Genomic DNA, 15,593 nt, shown 5'->3' with positions numbered 1-15,593 from the left:
AGGGTGACGAGCCTCGAAGTGAGTACGCAAGCGGACGACTCGGGACCCAGCAGTTACGCGGCGGCCCGGCTGCGCCTTCTCGGTGAGAAGGCGCGGTCCGGGCCGCCGCGCCGTTCCGCCCTGGCCAGGCTCACCGACGACTGGCTGGCCGCCCTGTTCGCCGCCGCCGGACCGCCGCGCGGGGCGGCGCTCGTCGCCGTCGGCGGCTACGGACGCGGGGAACTCTCCCCGCGCAGCGACCTCGACCTGCTCCTCCTGCACGACGGCAGCGCCGACCCGGGCGCGATCGCCGCCCTCGCCGACCGGATCTGGTACCCGGTCTGGGACCTCGGCCTCGCCCTCGACCACTCCGTCCGCACCCCCGCCGAGGCCCGGAAGACCGCCGGCGAGGACCTGAAGGTCCAGCTCGGCCTCCTCGACGCCCGGCCCGTCGCCGGCGACCTCGCCCTGGCCGGCGGACTGCGCACCGCCGTGCTCGCCGACTGGCGCAACCAGGCCCCCAAGCGGCTCCCCGAACTCGACGCGCTCTGCCGCGAGCGGGCCGAACGGATGGGCGAGCTCCAGTTCCTCCTGGAACCCGACCTCAAGGAGGCCCGCGGCGGCCTGCGGGACGCCACCGCGCTGCGCGCCGTCGCCGCCTCCTGGCTCGCCGACGCCCCCCGCGAAGGCCTCGACCCGGCCCGCCGCCGCCTCCTCGACGCCCGCGACGCCCTGCACCTGGCCACCGGCCGGGCCACCGACCGGCTCGCCCTCCAGGAACAGGACGCCGTCGCCGAGGAACTCGGCCTGCTCGACGCCGACACCCTGCTGCGCGAGGTGTACGAGGCCGCCCGCGTCGTCTCGTACGCCTCCGACGTCACCTGGCGCGAGGTCAACCGGGTCCTCAAGGCCCGCTCCGCCCGGCCCCGGTTCCGCGGCCTCCTCGGCCGCGGCGGCGCCGGGAAACCGCCCGTCGAGCGGACTCCGCTCGCCGAGGGCGTCGTCGAGATGGACGGCGAGGCCGTCCTCGCCCGCACCGCCAAACCCGAACGCGACCCGGTGCTGCCGCTGCGCGCCGCCGCCGCGGCGGCCCAGTCCGGGCTGCCGGTCTCGCTGCACGCCGTCCGCCGGCTCGCCGCCGCGGCCCAGCCGCTGCCGGTGCCCTGGCCCGCCGAGGCCCGCGAGGAACTCGTCACCCTGCTCGGCGCCGGCGAGTCCACCGTGCCCGTCTGGGAGGCCCTGGAGGCCGAGGGCCTGATCACCCGGCTGCTGCCCGACTGGGAACGCGTCCGCTGCCGGCCCCAGCGCAACCCCGTCCACACCTGGACCGTCGACCGCCACCTCGTCGAGACCGCCGTCCGCGCCTCCTCCCTGACCCGCCGCGTCGGCCGCCCCGACCTGCTGCTGGTCGCCGCCCTGCTGCACGACATCGGCAAGGGCTGGCCCGGCGACCACTCCGTCGCCGGCGAGACCATCGCCCGCGACGTCGCCGCCCGGATCGGCTTCGACCGCGCCGACGTGGGCGTCATCGCCACCGTCGTACGGCACCACCTGCTGCTCATCGAGACCGCCACCCGGCGCGACCTGGACGACCCCGCCACCGTCGCGTCCGTCGCCCGGGCCGTCGGTACCCTCCCCACGCTGGAACTCCTGCACGCCCTCACCGAGGCCGACGCGCTGGCCACCGGGCCCGCCGCCTGGTCCTCCTGGCGGGGCTCGCTCGTCGCCGACCTGGTCAAACGGGTCGCCGGCGTGCTGGCCGGCGAACCGGCCCCGGAACCCGAGCCGGCCGCGCCCAGCGCCGAGCAGGAACGCCTCGCCATCGAGGCGCTGCGCACGGGGGAGCCGGTGCTCGCCCTGCACACCCAGCCGGAACCGGCCGCCGAGAAGTCCGACGAACCCGAGCCGGTCGGCGTCGAACTGCTGATCGCCCTGCCCGACCAGCCCGGCGTGCTGCCCGCCGCCGCGGGCGTCCTCGCCCTGCACCGGCTGACCGTCCGCGCCGCGGACCTGCGCTCCGTGGAGCTGCCGACCGAGCTGGGCGGCGACGCCACGGCCGTCCTGGTGCTCAGCTGGCGGGTCGCGGCCGAGTACGGCTCCCTGCCGCAGGCCGCCCGGCTCCGCGCCGACCTGCTCCGCGCCCTGGACGGCTCCCTGGACGTCCCCGCCCGGCTCGCCGAGCGCGAGGCCGCCTACCCGAGGCGGCGCGGCCTCCAGGCCCCGCCGCCGAGGGTCACGGTGGCCCCCGCCGCCTCCCACCACGCCACGGTCATCGAGGTCCGTGCCCAGGACGCCCCCGGCCTGCTGCACCGCATCGGCCGCGCGCTGGAGGGCGCGGGCGTACGGGTGCGCAGCGCGCACGTCTCCACGCTGGGCGCGAACGCGGTCGACACCCTGTACGTGACGCGGGCGGACGGCTCGCGGCTCGCGGACGAGGAGGCGGTGGATCTGGCGAAGGCCGTGGAGACGGCACTGCGCTGACGCAGGACCCGCACCCGGCGCCCGTACCCGTGAAGTGCCGCCCTTCCGGTCGAATACGACCGGCAAGGGCGGCTCCGTCTCCGGGCCGGATACCCTGGGTGGCGACCATCCGCCCCGACCCGAGGATCGCGACCACCGTGTTCGATACGCTTTCCGACCGCCTCAGCGCGACTTTCCAGTCCCTCCGGGGCAAAGGCCGCCTCTCCGAGCAGGACATCGACAGCGCGGCCCGGGAAATCCGTATCGCCCTCCTCGAGGCCGACGTCGCCCTTCCCGTCGTCCGCTCCTTCATCTCGCGCGTCAAGGAGCGGGCCCTCGGTGCCGAGGTCTCCAAGGCGCTGAACCCCAGCCAGCAGGTCGTCAAGATCGTCAACGAGGAGCTCATCGGCATCCTCGGCGGCGAGACCCGCCGGCTCCGGTTCGCCAAGTCCGGGCCGACCGTGATCATGCTCGCCGGTCTCCAGGGTGCCGGTAAGACCACCCTCGCCGGAAAGCTCGGTCTCTGGCTCAAGGGCCAGGGTCACACCCCGCTGCTCGTCGCCTGTGACCTCCAGCGCCCCAACGCCGTCACCCAGCTCGGCGTCGTCGCCGAGCGCGCGGGCGTCGGCTTCTACGGCCCGCAGCCGGGCAACGGCGTCGGCGACCCGGTCCAGGTCGCGAAGGACTCCATCGAGTACGCGCGCACCAAGATGTTCGACGTCGTGATCGTCGACACCGCCGGCCGCCTCGGCATCGACGCCGAGATGATGCAGCAGGCCGCGGACATCCGTGACGTGGTCAGCCCCGACGAGGTCCTCTTCGTCGTCGACGCCATGATCGGTCAGGACGCGGTCAACACCGCCGAGGCCTTCCGCGACGGCGTCGGCTTCGACGGCGTCGTGCTGTCGAAGCTCGACGGCGACGCCCGTGGTGGTGCCGCGCTCTCCATCGCGCACGTCACCGGCAAGCAGATCATGTTCGCCTCGAACGGCGAGAAGCTCGACGACTTCGACGCGTTCCACCCGGACCGCATGGCGTCGCGCATCCTCGGCATGGGCGACATCCTGTCCCTCATCGAGAAGGCCGAGCAGACCTTCAGCCAGGAGGAGGCCGCCAAGGTCGCCTCGAAGCTGGCCTCGAAGAAGGGCCAGGACTTCACGCTCGACGACTTCCTCGCCCAGATGGAGCAGGTCCGCAAGATGGGCAGCATCTCCAAGCTGCTCGGGATGCTGCCCGGCATGGCGCAGATGAAGGAACAGATCAACAACATCGACGAGCGTGAGGTCGACCGCGTCGGCGCCATCATCAAGTCGATGACCCCGGCCGAGCGCCAGGACCCGACGATCATCAACGGCTCGCGCCGCGCCCGTATCGCCCGCGGTTCGGGTGTCGAGGTCAGCGCGGTCAAGGGCCTGGTCGAGCGGTTCTTCGAGGCCCGCAAGATGATGTCCCGCATGGCCCAGGGCGGCGGCATGCCCGGCATGCCGGGGATGCCGGGCATGGGCGGCGGCCCCGGCAGGCAGAAGAAGCAGGTCAAGCAGGCCAAGGGCAAGCGCAAGAGCGGTAACCCGATGAAGCGGAAGGCCGAGGAGCAGGCCGCGGCGGCGAAGCGCGAGCATGCCCAGCAGGGCGGCGCCTTCGGCCTGCCGGCGGGCCAGGAGGCTCAGGACTTCGAGCTGCCGGACGAGTTCAAGAAGTTCATGGGCTGACCCGGCCGGTCCCACGGACCGGAGGGGAGGGCCCGGGAGCGTCGCGTACGCACCCGGGCCCTCTTTTCATGTCCCCGAGCCGCTTTCACACCCCTGCCCCACCCGCAATGCCCCGTATGTCCTGCTCTTCGATAATGGGCCTGTCGTCGCCCCGAGGAGAGCAGCGTGGCCAATCCCGTACCCCCGCGCGACCGCACCGACCAGCCGTGGCGCTCGGAGGGAGCCCCACCGTCCCCGCCGACGAAGAAGAAGATGCCCGGCGGCTGGGGCGGACTCATCCTCACCGCGCTGATCGTCTACCTCATCGCCAACATCGCCCTGTCGTTCTTCAACCGGGGCGACGAGCCGACGATCTCGTACACCGAGTTCGACAAGCAGGTCACCGCCGGGAACGTCACCAAGATCTACTCCAAGGGCGACGCGATCCAGGGCGAGCTGAAGAGCAAGCAGCCCAAGCCCGACGGCGAGAAGGGCGACTACACGAAGTTCCGGACGCAGCGGCCGGCCTTCGCCGACGACGACCTCTGGGCCCAGCTGACCAAGCAGGGCGTCACCGTCACCGCCAAGCCGGTCGTCGAGGAGCGCAGCTTCCTCGCCAACCTGCTGATCTCGCTCGCCCCGATGCTCCTGCTGATCCTGCTGTGGGTGTTCATCGCCCGCCGGATGAGCGCCGGGATGGGCGGCGCGGGCGGCATGCTCGGCCGCAAGGCGCCGCCCAAACCCGTCGAACTGGAGGGCGGCAAGCGGACCACCTTCGAGGACGTGGCCGGCATCGACGAGGTCGAGGGCGAGCTCAACGACGTCGTCGACTTCCTCAAGAACCCCGCCGCGTACCGGGCGATGGGCGCGAAGATGCCCCGTGGCGTGCTGCTCGCCGGCCCGCCCGGGACCGGCAAGACGCTCCTCGCGCGGGCGGTGGCGGGGGAGGCCGGGGTGCCGTTCTTCTCCGCGTCGGCGTCCGAGTTCATCGAGATGATCGTGGGTGTGGGCGCGTCCCGGGTGCGTGAGCTGTTCGCCGAGGCGCGGAAGGTCGCCCCGGCGATCATCTTCATCGACGAGATCGACACCATCGGCCGGGCCCGCGGCGCCGGTGCGGGGATGGGCGGCCACGACGAGCGGGAGCAGACGCTCAACCAGATCCTCACCGAGATGGACGGCTTCACCGGCTCCGAGGGCGTCATCGTCCTCGCGGCCACCAACCGCGCCGATGTCCTCGACCCGGCGCTGACCCGGCCCGGCCGCTTCGACCGGGTGGTGCACGTGCACTCGCCGGACCGCGAGGGCCGCGAGGCCATCCTCAGGATCCACACCCGCCAGATCCCGCTCGCCGAGAGCGTCGACCTGACACAGGTGGCCCGCACCACCCCCGGCATGACCGGTGCCGAGCTGGCCAACCTCGCCAACGAGGCCGCGCTGCTCGCGGTCAAGCGCCGCCAGAACACGGTCACCCAGACGGACCTCTCCGAGGCGCTGGAGAAGGTCCAGCTGGGTGCGGAGCGCCCGCTCGTCATGCCGGAGGAGGAGCGGCGCCGCACCGCGTACCACGAGAGCGGGCACGCGCTCCTCGGCATGCTCCAGCCCGGCGCGGACCCGGTCCGCAAGGTGACGATCGTGCCGCGCGGCCGCGCGCTGGGCGTGACCCTGTCGACCCCCGACGTCGACAAGTACGCGCACACGGAGGAGTACCTGCGCGGCCGGATCATCGGCGCGCTGGGCGGGATGGCGGCGGAGCACGTCGTCTTCGGGATGGTCACGACGGGCGCGGAGAGCGACCTGGAGCAGGTCACCAACATCGCCCGGGGCATGGTCGGCCGGTGGGGGATGAGCGACCGGATCGGGCGGCTCACCGCCATCCCGAGCGACGCGCAGCAGGCGTACGGCCTGTCGGCGGCCCCGGCGACCCTGGACGCGGTCGAGCACGAGATGCGCCGCATCGTCGACGAGTGCTACGAGAGCGCCGTCCGCCAGCTCCGCGAGAACCGCGGCAGGCTCGACGCGCTGGCCGTGGCACTGCTGGAGAACGAGACCCTGGAGGAGGCGGACGCGTACCGGGCGGCGGGCATCCCGCGCCTGGCGAAGGAGGACTGAGGCCGCCGGTCCTCCGGCGGTTCCCGCCCCCTACGGCACCCGGGCGATCACGTAACGGAAGACGTTCGGCATCCAGACCGTGCCGTCGCCGCGGACGTACGGGTGCAGCGCCTCGGCCAGCTCCTTCTCGACCTGGGACGTGTCCGTCGCCGCCGCGGCCGGGTCGAACACCCCCGTCGACAGCAGCCCGCGCACCGCGCTGTCCAGATCCGCGTACCCGAACGGGCAGGCCACCCGGCCCGAGCCGTCCGGCCACAGCCCCGCGCGCGCCACCCGCTCGTCCAGGTCGTCACGGGGCACCGGAGGACCGGCGGACCCGTCCGCAGCCGCCTCCGACAGCCGGGCCGCCAGGCCCAGGACCGGCGCCGAGGCGCAGCGCTCCGGAGGCCCCCAGCCGGCCAGCACCACCGCCGCGCCGCGTACCGCCGAACGGGTGACCGCCGCCGCCAGCGCCCCCGGGGTGCGGGTCCCGCGGCCCGTCGGGTGGAAGGCGGTGATCACGTCGTACGGCCCCGGCGCGGCCGGGCTCCCGGCGAGGTCCGCGTCGTACGCCGCCAGGCGCTGCCGGGCCTGCTCCAGGCGCGTCCCGTCCGGATCCGTGCCGGCCACCCGCGCGCCCCGGGCCGCCGCCATCAGCAGCGCGAGACCCGAACCGCAGTCCAGGCCGAGCAGCCGCGTGCCGGCGCCCACGCCGAGGCGCTCGTACACCGCTTCGTAGAGCGGCGCGAGCATCCTCTCCTGGATCTCGACCCAGTCCCGGACGGGGTCGTGCCGGACGAGGGTAGGTGTCATCGAAGGGGCCCCAATCCGCGAAGGTCCGTATGTGCCCGAGCGTGTTCCTGCGTGCGCGGCGCGCACACCCCCCGTATGTCAGGGAACTCCCCATCCGTCCCCGCGTCCAGTGGTCGCGCCGCCTTGCATCCTGGCGGGGGTGGTGCTCCACGCCTCCGGCGGAGCCGCTAGTGTCACTCCCGACGACCGGGCGCCCCGGCGCTCGCCCGCCGCCTACGCGCCGGGGCGTACGCGCCACTACGTACCACCTTGGTGCGAGCTGTGTGACTTCTCCACAGATCGGCGCACTGGCCCTCGTCGGGACACATCAAGGGCAACTGACGGGTACGTGCAAAATATTTGGGATGCCCCGGAATGGAACCCGGGGGCACTTCGGCTCGTTGTAAGCGACGTGAGCACGACACCACCTGTTCTCGCCGCAGAGCTGGCACAGGCGTGGGCCGACATTCAGCGGCACCACCCCGAACTGCCGGACCTTGCCGCGCCCGAGTCCCTGATCGGAGAGTCCTCGTCCGCCTGCGGCGCCGAGCTCTCCTTCGAGCGACTGCTCCACGAGGCAGTCCACGGCATCGCCGCCGCCCGAGGTGTCCGCGACACCTCCCGCGCCGGCCGCTACCACAACCGACGCTTCCTCGCGATCGCCGAGGAGATGGGCCTGGACCATCCCGAGGAGCCGCACGCCAGCAGCGGCTTCTCCCTGGTCACGCTCAACCCCGAGGCGAGGCGACGCTACCGGCCGACGATCGAGAGACTGCAGCGCGCTCTCAAGGCGCACACGGTCGCGACCGCCGCCGACACCAAGCGCTCCTTCCGCGGGCCGGCCGCGCGGCACGGCTCGTCCGGCGGCGGCGTGCGCGTGAAGGCGGTCTGCGACTGCGGGCGCAACGTGCGCGTGGTGCCGTCCGTCCTCGCCCAGGCGCCGATCGTGTGCGGCGGCTGCGGCAAGCCGTTCCGTATCCCGGAGACGGTGGGCGCGGCGAGCTGAGCCGCTACGGGACCGCCCCCGGGGGCTGGGGCGTCCCGCGGTGCAGGCGTATGGCACAATGGCTAGCTGTACTCGACAGTCGCACAGGACCCCTCTCTCCTCCGGCTGACGCGTCCATCGGGCACCCGAGTACCGCAACCCCACGTGGCATCTCATGTGCCCAACCACGTCAAGACCAGGAGACACCACTCCCGTGGCAGTCAAGATCAAGCTGAAGCGTCTCGGCAAGATTCGCCAGCCCCACTACCGCATCGTCGTCGCCGACTCCCGTACCCGCCGTGACGGCCGGGCCATCGAGGAGATCGGTCTGTACCACCCGACGTACAACCCGTCGCGCATCGAGGTCGACTCGGAGCGTGCGCAGTACTGGCTGTCCGTCGGCGCCCAGCCGACCGAGCCGGTTCTCGCGATCCTGAAGCTCACCGGCGACTGGCAGAAGCACAAGGGCCTGCCGGCCCCGGCGCCGCTGCTGCAGCCGGCGACCAAGGAGGACAAGCGCGCCTCCTTCGACGCGTTCGCGAAGGCCCTCGAGGGCGACGACGCCAAGGGTGAGGCCATCACCCCGAAGGCGAAGAAGGCCGACAAGAAGGCGGACGAGGCTGCGGCCGAGTCCACCGAGTCGACCGAGGCCTGAGCATGCTCGAGGAGGCTCTCGAGCACCTCGTGAAGGGCATCGTCGACAACCCCGACGACGTGCAGGTCGCCTCGCGCAACCTGCGTCGCGGTCGCGTCCTGGAGGTTCGGGTCCACCCCGACGACCTCGGCAAGGTGATCGGCCGCAACGGCCGCACCGCGCGTGCGCTCCGTACCGTCGTGGGCGCCATCGGCGGCCGTGGCATCCGTGTCGACCTCGTCGACGTGGACCAGGTCCGCTGAGAAGTTGAAGCACCGGCACGGGCCGGGGAGGGCTTTCGGGCCCGCCCCGGCCCGTCGTCGTATCGCAGGTCGTAGGACAGGGAGAATGCGGTAATGCAGTTGGTAGTCGCGCGGATCGGCCGCGCCCACGGCATCAAGGGCGAGGTCACCGTCGAGGTGCGGACCGACGAGCCGGAGCTGCGGCTCGGCCCGGGCGCCGTGCTGCTCACCGACCCGGCCTCCGCCGGGCCGCTGACCATCGAGACCGGCCGGGTGCACAGCGGCCGGCTGCTGCTGCGCTTCGAGGGCGTCCGGGACCGCAACGGTGCCGAGGCGCTGCGCAACATCCTGCTGATCGCCGAGGTCGACCCCTCCGAACTGCCGGAGGAGGACGACGAGTACTACGACCACCAGCTCATGGACCTCGACGTGGTCACCGCCGACGGCATCGAGGTCGGCCGGATCACCGAGATCTCCCACCTGCCCTCGCAGGACCTGTTCATCGTGGAGCGCGAGGACGGCAGCGAGGTGATGATCCCCTTCGTCGAGGAGATCGTCGCCGAGATCGACCTGGAGAACCAGCGGGCCGTCATCACCCCGCCGCCCGGCCTGATCGACGACCGCGCGGAGATCGTCTCCACCCGCGACGACGGGGCCGAGTCCTGATGCGGCTCGACGTCGTCACGATCTTCCCCGAGTACCTGGAACCGCTGAACGTATCCCTGGTCGGCAAGGCCCGGGCCCGCGGCCAGCTCGACGTACACGTCCACGACCTGCGGAACTGGACCCACGACCGGCACCACACCGTCGACGACACCCCGTACGGCGGCGGCCCCGGCATGGTCATGAAGACCGACCCGTGGGGCGAGGCGCTGGACGAGGCCCTCGCCGACGGCTACGAGGCGGGCGCGCACGGCCCCGTCATGGTCGTCCCCACCCCCAGCGGTCGCCCGTTCACCCAGGAACTCGCCGTCGAGCTCTCCGAGCGCCCCTGGCTGATCTTCACCCCCGCCCGGTACGAGGGCATCGACCGCCGGGTCATGGACGAGTACGCCACCCGGATGCCGGTCTACGAGGTCTCCATCGGCGACTACGTGCTGGCCGGCGGCGAGGCCGCCGTCCTCGTCGTCACCGAGGCCGTCGCCCGGCTGCTGCCCGGCGTGCTCGGCAACGCCGAGTCGCACCGCGACGACTCCTTCGCGCCCGGGGCCATGGCGAACCTGCTGGAAGGGCCCGTCTACACCAAGCCGCCCGAGTGGCGCGGCCGCGCCATCCCGGACGTGCTGCTCAGCGGCCACCACGGCAAGATCGCCCGCTGGCGCCGTGACGAGGCGTTCCGGCGTACCGCGCTCAACCGGCCCGACCTGATCGAACGCTGCGACCCCGCCGCCTTCGACAAGAAGGACCGGGAACTGCTGTCCGGCCTGGGCTGGGCGCCCGAGCCCGGCGGCCGATTTTGGCGCAGGCCCCAGGCCGTGGAAGAATAGGCCGCTGTCGTACGCCCGTATCGCGCCCCTGCCACAGGGGGATCGTCGCGAAGGGGCGGCACGGCTCCCGAACTATCGACGAACTCCCGCGCGGCGACCTGTGGCGTCGTGCGAAGAAAGCAGACGAAGAACATGTCTTCTCTCCTCGACGGTGTGAACGCCGCCTCCCTGCGCTCGGACGTCCCGGCCTTCCGCCCGGGTGACACGGTCAACGTGCACGTCCGCGTCATCGAGGGCAACCGCTCTCGTATCCAGCAGTTCAAGGGTGCCGTCATCCGCCGCCAGGGCTCGGGCGTCTCCGAGACCTTCACGGTCCGCAAGGTCTCCTTCTCCGTCGGCGTCGAGCGCACCTTCCCGGTGCACTCCCCGATCTTCGAGAAGATCGAGCTCGTCTCCCGCGGTGACGTCCGTCGCGCCAAGCTCTACTACCTGCGTGAGCTGCGCGGCAAGGCTGCCAAGATCAAGGAGAAGCGCGACAACTGAGCCACCGGCTCACCGTCGCGCGCTCGGGTCCACAGGCAGGCCGGATAGGCTCTGGCCCCGATGGACACCGAAGCACACCACACGGAGCGCGACCGCTCCTCCACGCCGGAGGAGCGGTCGCGCTCCGCGCGCGTTTCCGGGGGCGTTTCCGAAGCCGTTCCGGAGGACGATGCCCTGGTCGATTCCGCGGCCGATTCCACGGACGGGGCGGCTCGCGGGCGGCTCTCCTGGCGCAGCGCCGGAGTTGTCGGCCTCGCCTGCACGGTCTTCCTGCTGCTCCTCAGCCACTTCGTGCTCCAGCCCTTCCTCATCCCCAGCGGCTCCATGGAGCCCACCCTCCAGGTCGGGGACCGGGTCCTGGTGAACAAGCTGGCGTACCGTTTCGGCGACCAGCCGCGGCGCGGTGACGTCCTCGTCTTCGACGGCACCGACTCCTTCGTGCGCGAACCGGCCGAGGAGAACCCGGTCGCCGGCCTGCTGCACGGCGCCGCGGCCGCGCTGGGCCTCGCGGAGCCGGACGAGACCCACTTCGTGAAGCGGGTGGTGGGCGTCGGCGGCGACCGCGTCGTCTGCTGCGACAAGGAGGGCCGGATCCGGGTGAACGGCACGCAGATCGAGGAGCGGTACGTGTTCCTCGGCGACGCGCCCTCCAAGGCGCCCTTCGACATCGTCGTCCCCCAGGGCACCCTGTGGGGCATGGGCGACCACCGCAGCCGGTCCAGCGACTCCCGCGACCACCTGGGGTCGCCGGGCGGCGGCATGGTCCCCGTCGACAAGGTCATCGGCCGTGTGGACTGGATCGGCTGGCCGTTCGCCCACTGGACCACCATCGCCGGGACCGACGCCTTCGCCGGCGTGCCGGCGCCCGGGAGCGTGCCCGCCGGGGCGGGCGGCCATGGGTAACCGGGGGCGGCGCGCCGCGGGCCACCGCACCGACACGCCGCTGCCCACCGGCTCGCGGCCCACGGACGGCGAACGACCGCTCCCCGGGCGCGCCGAGCGGCGCAGGCTCGCCCGCCGGGTCAAGCGACGGCGGCAGCGCTCCGCGGCCAAGGAGATCCCGCTCCTGATCACCGTCTCGGTGCTGATAGCGCTGGTCCTGAAGACGTTCCTGGTGCAGGCCTTCGTCATCCCGTCCGGGTCCATGGAGCAGACCATCCGGATCCAGGACCGGGTCGTCGTCGACAAGCTGACGCCGTGGTTCGGCAGCCGGCCGCAGCGCGGCGACGTCGTGGTCTTCAAGGACCCCGGCGGCTGGCTCAGCCAGGAGGTCTCGCCGGCCGGCGAGGACCCGGTCGGCGTCAAGCAGATCAAGCAGTTCTTCACGTTCATCGGCCTGCTGCCCTCCTCCGACGAGCAGGATCTGATCAAGCGGGTCGTGGCGGTCGGCGGCGACACGGTGAAGTGCTGCGGCAAGGACGGCCGGATCACCGTCAACGGCGTCCCCCTGAACGAGCCGTACCTGCATCCCGGGAACGAGCCCTCGGAGATCAAGTTCGAGGTGAAGGTGCCGGCCGGCCGGATCTTCGTCCTGGGCGATCACCGCTCCGACTCGGCCGATTCCCGTTTCCACCTGGGTGAACCGGGGCAGGGAACCGTCTCGGAGGACCAGGTCGTCGGACGCGCGATCTCCATCGTCTGGCCGGTGTCGCACTGGCGGACCCTGGAGGAGCGCGAGACCTTCGCGGCCGTACCCGACGCACGGCGCGGATCTACGTCCGCGCACGGTGTGTCGCATAGTGTGTCCTCGCGAAATCTGAACGGATTGCCCTGGCTCCCGACCCCTGCGGAACTCCCGCTCGTTATGGGAGTGGTGGGCCTGTCCCTGTTCTGGGACAGGCGATTGCACGGAGTGAGGAGTGGATGTGGGGGATTTGGCCGTCGGGGCACGATCCGGACACGACGAGCCCGAGAAGAGGCCTGAGCAGCTCGGCGAGTCGCCCGCGGCCATGACCGACGACGGAACGGGGCGCCCGGACGGGGAACCCGCGACCGGCGACGGCGCGGGGCGCGACGAGACGGGCGACGACCAGCCGGGCAACAAGCCGCGTTCCTTCTGGAAGGAACTGCCGCTGCTGATCGGCATCGCGCTGCTCCTGGCGCTGCTGATCAAGACGTTCCTGGTGCAGGCGTTCTCCATTCCGTCGGAATCGATGATGGACACGCTCAAGCGCGGCGACCGGGTCCTCGTAGACAAGCTCACCCCGTGGTTCGGCTCGGAGCCGGAGCGCGGCGAGGTCGTCGTCTTCCACGACCCGGGCGGCTGGCTGGAGGGCGAACCGACCCCCGACCCGAACGCGCTGCAGAAGTTCCTGAGCTTCATCGGGCTGATGCCGTCCGCCGAGGAGAAGGACCTGATCAAGCGGGTCATCGCGGTCGGCGGGGACACCGTGTCGTGCAAGGAGGGCGGCAAGGTCATCCTGAACGGCAAGGCGCTCGACGAGACCGCGTACATCAAGCCCGGCTCGACGCCGTGCGGCGACAAGCCGTTCGGGCCGATCACCATCCCCGAGGGCCGTATCTGGGTGATGGGCGACAACCGGCAGAACTCGATGGACTCGCGCTGGCACCAGGAGCTGCCCGGTGGCGGCACGGTCGCCAACGAGGACGTCGTGGGTCGCGCGGTCGTCGTCGCCTGGCCGGTCACCCGCTGGGCCACGCTGCCGGTCCCGGACACCTTCGACCAGCCCGGCCTGAACAAGGCCCTGGCCGTCGCCCCGGGCGCGGCCGGCCTCGCCGGAGCGGTACCGCTGGTGCTGTGGCGGCGGAAGAAGCTGACCGCCGGCGCCGAGGCCTGAGACCCCGTCCGACGCGCGCTTTCCGGACCCCGTACCGCCTGCCGGTACGGGGTCCGCTGCGTGCGCGGGGAGTGCGCGGCGCGTGTGCGGTGCCTGCCGGGCGTTCATCGGCGCAGACGAGCCCTTTCACGTGCGCATACCGCCGAGTAAGGTGCCGAACTCAGATGGCACGGAGATGCCACGGACCAGCGGATCGGATGCGGGGCTGCGGTGAGCGAAACGGTACGGACCCGGGCCGGTGGCGACCGGGGCGACGCCCGCGGTGGCGGCGGCCGGGTCGGCGGTGTGCTGTCCGGGCTGGCGGTGGCCCTCGGCTGTCTGCTCTTCCTCGGCGGATTCGTCTGGGGCGCGGTGCTCTACCAGCCGTACACCGTGCCCACCGACTCGATGTCGCCCACGGTCGAGGCCGGCGCGCGGGTGCTCGCCCAGCGCATCGACGGCAGCGAGGTGAAGCGCGGTGACGTCGTCGTCTTCAAGGAAGCCCTCTGGGGCGACATGCCCATGGTCAAGCGGGTCGTCGGCATCGGCGGCGACAAGGTCGCGGGGGCGGGCGGCCGGCTGACGGTCAACGGAAGGCCGATCGACGAGCCGTACCTGCGGTCGAAGGACGCCGGCATGGGGCAGGAATTCAGTGTGACGGTGCCCGACGGCAAGCTCTTCCTGCTCGGCGACGAGCGGCGCAACTCGATGGACTCCCGCGTCCACCTCCAGGAGGCCGGACAGGGCTCCGTGCCGCGCTCGGCGGTCACCGGCAGGGTCGACGCGATCGCCTGGCCCATGGACGGCGTCCTGGAGCGGCCGACCGGCTTCGCCGCGCTGCCCGGCGGGATCTCCGAGCCGGGACCGGTCCGGCTCGTCGTTGCCGCGATCGTCGGCGGCGCGGCGCTGATCCTCGTCGGTGCCGCGTACGGGCCGCTGGCCCGGCTGGCGGGCCGGCGCGGCAGCGGCGGCCGGTCGCGGCGCGAGGAAGAGGCGGTGGCGGCATGACGGGGACGGCGAACGTGGACGGGATTGCGGACGGGACCGCGGACGGGACGGCGGACGGGATCGCAGACGGGACGGCGGACGGGGCGGAGGTGCGGCAGGTGGCCCGGGTCGTGCTGCTCGACCCGGACGACCGCATCCTGCTCATGCACGGCTTCGAGCCCGACGACCCGGCGCAGACCTGGTGGTTCACACCGGGCGGCGGCCTGGAGGGCGAGGAGAGCCGGGAGGCGGCGGCACTGCGGGAGCTGGCCGAGGAGACCGGCATCACCGACGTCGACCTGGGACCCGTGCTCTGGCAGCGAGTCTGCTCCTTCCCGTTCGACGGGCGGCGCTGGCACCAGGACGAGTGGTTCTATCTGGCGCGAACCAGCCAGACCACGGTGAGCCCCGGCGGCCTCACGGAGCTGGAGGCGCGCAGTACCAAGGGGTTGAGATGGTGGACCTCCGCCGAACTGTCGGCGGCGCGTGAGACGGTGTACCCGACAAAGCTCGCCGAGCTGCTGCGCACGCTGCTCGACGAAGGACCCCCGAGTACGCCGGTCGTCCTCGCCCCGGAAATCGCCTAGGGGCGCCTGTGACCGGCGCACAATGGGGGGACGCACGGCTGAAGGGGAACATGCCATGAGCGCCGAGGACCTCGAGAAGTACGAGACCGAGATGGAGCTGAAGCTCTACCGGGAGTACCGAGACGTCGTCGGGCTGTTCAAATACGTGATCGAGACCGAGCGTCGCTTCTACCTCACCAACGACTACGAGATGCAGGTGCACTCGGTCCAGGGCGAGGTGTTCTTCGAGGTCTCGATGGCCGACGCATGGGTCTGGGACATGTACCGACCGGCCCGTTTCGTCAAGCAGGTCCGTGTCCTCACGTTCAAGGACGTGAACATCGAGGAGCTCAACAAGAGCGACCTGGAACTTCCCGGCAGCTGAAACCACCCGCAGGACTGAGCCGGTTCTCCACAACCGGCCC

Annotated in this window: 15 protein-coding genes and 1 pseudogene; 15 read left to right on the top strand and 1 reads right to left on the bottom strand. The window is 72.0% G+C overall.

Going from position 1 to position 15,593, the window contains the following annotated elements; genetic code table 11:
• The first annotated feature begins 3 nt into the window (after positions 1 to 3).
• From R2D22_RS10700 to ftsH, 3 genes are all read left to right on the top strand, one after another.
• Positions 4 to 2,460 (top strand): [protein-PII] uridylyltransferase, encoded by a 2,457-nt coding sequence (locus R2D22_RS10700; protein ID WP_318102863.1) that lies wholly within the window; start codon positions 4 to 6, stop codon positions 2,458 to 2,460.
• Between the two features lie 137 nt (positions 2,461 to 2,597).
• Positions 2,598 to 4,148 carry a signal recognition particle protein gene (ffh, locus tag R2D22_RS10695; RefSeq protein ID WP_318102862.1) on the top strand — a complete coding sequence of 517 codons (1,551 nt, stop codon included), beginning with the start codon at positions 2,598 to 2,600 and terminating at the stop codon, positions 4,146 to 4,148.
• 165 nt (positions 4,149 to 4,313) lie between these two features.
• Positions 4,314 to 6,236, top strand: coding sequence for an ATP-dependent zinc metalloprotease FtsH (gene ftsH, locus R2D22_RS10690; protein ID WP_318102861.1), 1,923 nt, complete (start codon positions 4,314 to 4,316; stop codon positions 6,234 to 6,236).
• Positions 6,237 to 6,266: 30 nt separating this feature from the next.
• Here ftsH and R2D22_RS10685 read toward each other — a convergent pair whose 3' ends face one another.
• Positions 6,267 to 7,028 carry a class I SAM-dependent methyltransferase gene (locus tag R2D22_RS10685; protein WP_318102860.1) on the bottom strand — a complete coding sequence of 254 codons (762 nt, stop codon included), beginning with the start codon at positions 7,026 to 7,028 and terminating at the stop codon, positions 6,267 to 6,269.
• A 391-nt stretch (positions 7,029 to 7,419) separates the two neighbouring features.
• On the opposite strand from R2D22_RS10685, the gene R2D22_RS10680 reads away from it, so the two are divergent.
• The 12 genes and pseudogenes from R2D22_RS10680 to R2D22_RS10625 all read left to right on the top strand — a co-directional run bounded on the left by R2D22_RS10680 (position 7,420) and on the right by R2D22_RS10625 (position 15,553).
• A complete protein-coding gene (locus tag R2D22_RS10680) occupies positions 7,420 to 8,013 on the top strand; it encodes a hypothetical protein (RefSeq protein ID WP_024755886.1) in 594 nt (197 codons plus the stop codon).
• A 193-nt stretch (positions 8,014 to 8,206) separates the two neighbouring features.
• A complete protein-coding gene (gene rpsP / locus R2D22_RS10675; RefSeq protein ID WP_318102859.1) occupies positions 8,207 to 8,647 on the top strand; it encodes a 30S ribosomal protein S16 in 441 nt (146 codons plus the stop codon).
• 2 nt (positions 8,648 to 8,649) lie between these two features.
• The gene (locus R2D22_RS10670) at positions 8,650 to 8,889 is read left to right on the top strand and encodes an RNA-binding protein (protein ID WP_005311361.1); all 240 of its coding nucleotides are present in this window, start codon (positions 8,650 to 8,652) and stop codon (positions 8,887 to 8,889) included.
• A gap of 93 nt (positions 8,890 to 8,982) precedes the next feature.
• Positions 8,983 to 9,534 (top strand): ribosome maturation factor RimM, encoded by a 552-nt coding sequence (gene rimM / locus R2D22_RS10665; protein WP_318102858.1) that lies wholly within the window; start codon positions 8,983 to 8,985, stop codon positions 9,532 to 9,534.
• Entirely contained in the window at positions 9,534 to 10,355 is an 822-nt protein-coding gene (gene trmD, locus R2D22_RS10660) for a tRNA (guanosine(37)-N1)-methyltransferase TrmD (protein ID WP_318102857.1), read from the top strand. Before rimM ends, trmD begins: the two co-directional genes overlap by 1 nt.
• Positions 10,356 to 10,487: 132 nt before the next feature.
• Positions 10,488 to 10,838 (top strand): 50S ribosomal protein L19, encoded by a 351-nt coding sequence (gene rplS / locus R2D22_RS10655; RefSeq protein WP_318102856.1) that lies wholly within the window; start codon positions 10,488 to 10,490, stop codon positions 10,836 to 10,838.
• 60 nt (positions 10,839 to 10,898) lie between these two features.
• The gene (gene lepB / locus R2D22_RS10650; RefSeq protein ID WP_318102855.1) at positions 10,899 to 11,741 is read left to right on the top strand and encodes a signal peptidase I; all 843 of its coding nucleotides are present in this window, start codon (positions 10,899 to 10,901) and stop codon (positions 11,739 to 11,741) included.
• Positions 11,734 to 12,759 (top strand): annotated as a pseudogene (gene lepB, locus R2D22_RS10645) (signal peptidase I); the annotation flags it as partial. The gene lepB (R2D22_RS10650) and the pseudogene lepB (R2D22_RS10645), both read left to right, overlap by 8 nt.
• Complete coding sequence (gene lepB / locus R2D22_RS10640) at positions 12,713 to 13,636, top strand: signal peptidase I (RefSeq protein ID WP_318109689.1); 924 nt, start codon at positions 12,713 to 12,715, stop codon at positions 13,634 to 13,636. The pseudogene lepB (R2D22_RS10645) and the gene lepB (R2D22_RS10640), both read left to right, overlap by 47 nt.
• A gap of 210 nt (positions 13,637 to 13,846) precedes the next feature.
• Entirely contained in the window at positions 13,847 to 14,623 is a 777-nt protein-coding gene (gene lepB, locus R2D22_RS10635) for a signal peptidase I (RefSeq protein WP_318102853.1), read from the top strand.
• Entirely contained in the window at positions 14,620 to 15,189 is a 570-nt protein-coding gene (locus R2D22_RS10630) for an NUDIX hydrolase (RefSeq protein ID WP_318102852.1), read from the top strand. The genes lepB (R2D22_RS10635) and R2D22_RS10630 overlap by 4 nt, the downstream gene beginning before the upstream one ends.
• A gap of 55 nt (positions 15,190 to 15,244) precedes the next feature.
• On the top strand, positions 15,245 to 15,553 hold the full coding sequence (locus R2D22_RS10625; protein ID WP_005311352.1) for a DUF2469 domain-containing protein: 309 nt from the start codon (positions 15,245 to 15,247) through the stop codon (positions 15,551 to 15,553).
• The last annotated feature ends 40 nt before the right edge of the window (positions 15,554 to 15,593 follow it).

The organism is Streptomyces sp. HUAS YS2 (assembly GCF_033343995.1).
Lineage (GTDB): Bacteria > Actinomycetota > Actinomycetes > Streptomycetales > Streptomycetaceae > Streptomyces > Streptomyces solicathayae.
Note: the sequence above shows the minus strand (reverse complement) of the source record. Positions and strands in the feature narration are given on the sequence as shown.

Excerpts from the sequence above, each read along its gene's own strand:
- lepB (WP_318102855.1), top strand. The coding sequence starts at position 10,899 with ATGGACACCGAAGCACACCACACGGAGCGCGACCGCTCCTCCACGCCG.
- R2D22_RS10630 (WP_318102852.1), top strand. The coding sequence starts at position 14,620 with ATGACGGGGACGGCGAACGTGGACGGGATTGCGGACGGGACCGCGGAC.
- rimM (WP_318102858.1), top strand. The coding sequence starts at position 8,983 with ATGCAGTTGGTAGTCGCGCGGATCGGCCGCGCCCACGGCATCAAGGGC.
- rplS (WP_318102856.1), top strand. The coding sequence starts at position 10,488 with ATGTCTTCTCTCCTCGACGGTGTGAACGCCGCCTCCCTGCGCTCGGAC.
- R2D22_RS10685 (WP_318102860.1), bottom strand. The coding sequence starts at position 7,028 with ATGACACCTACCCTCGTCCGGCACGACCCCGTCCGGGACTGGGTCGAG.
- trmD (WP_318102857.1), top strand. The coding sequence starts at position 9,534 with ATGCGGCTCGACGTCGTCACGATCTTCCCCGAGTACCTGGAACCGCTG.
- R2D22_RS10625 (WP_005311352.1), top strand. The coding sequence starts at position 15,245 with ATGAGCGCCGAGGACCTCGAGAAGTACGAGACCGAGATGGAGCTGAAG.
- R2D22_RS10670 (WP_005311361.1), top strand. The coding sequence starts at position 8,650 with ATGCTCGAGGAGGCTCTCGAGCACCTCGTGAAGGGCATCGTCGACAAC.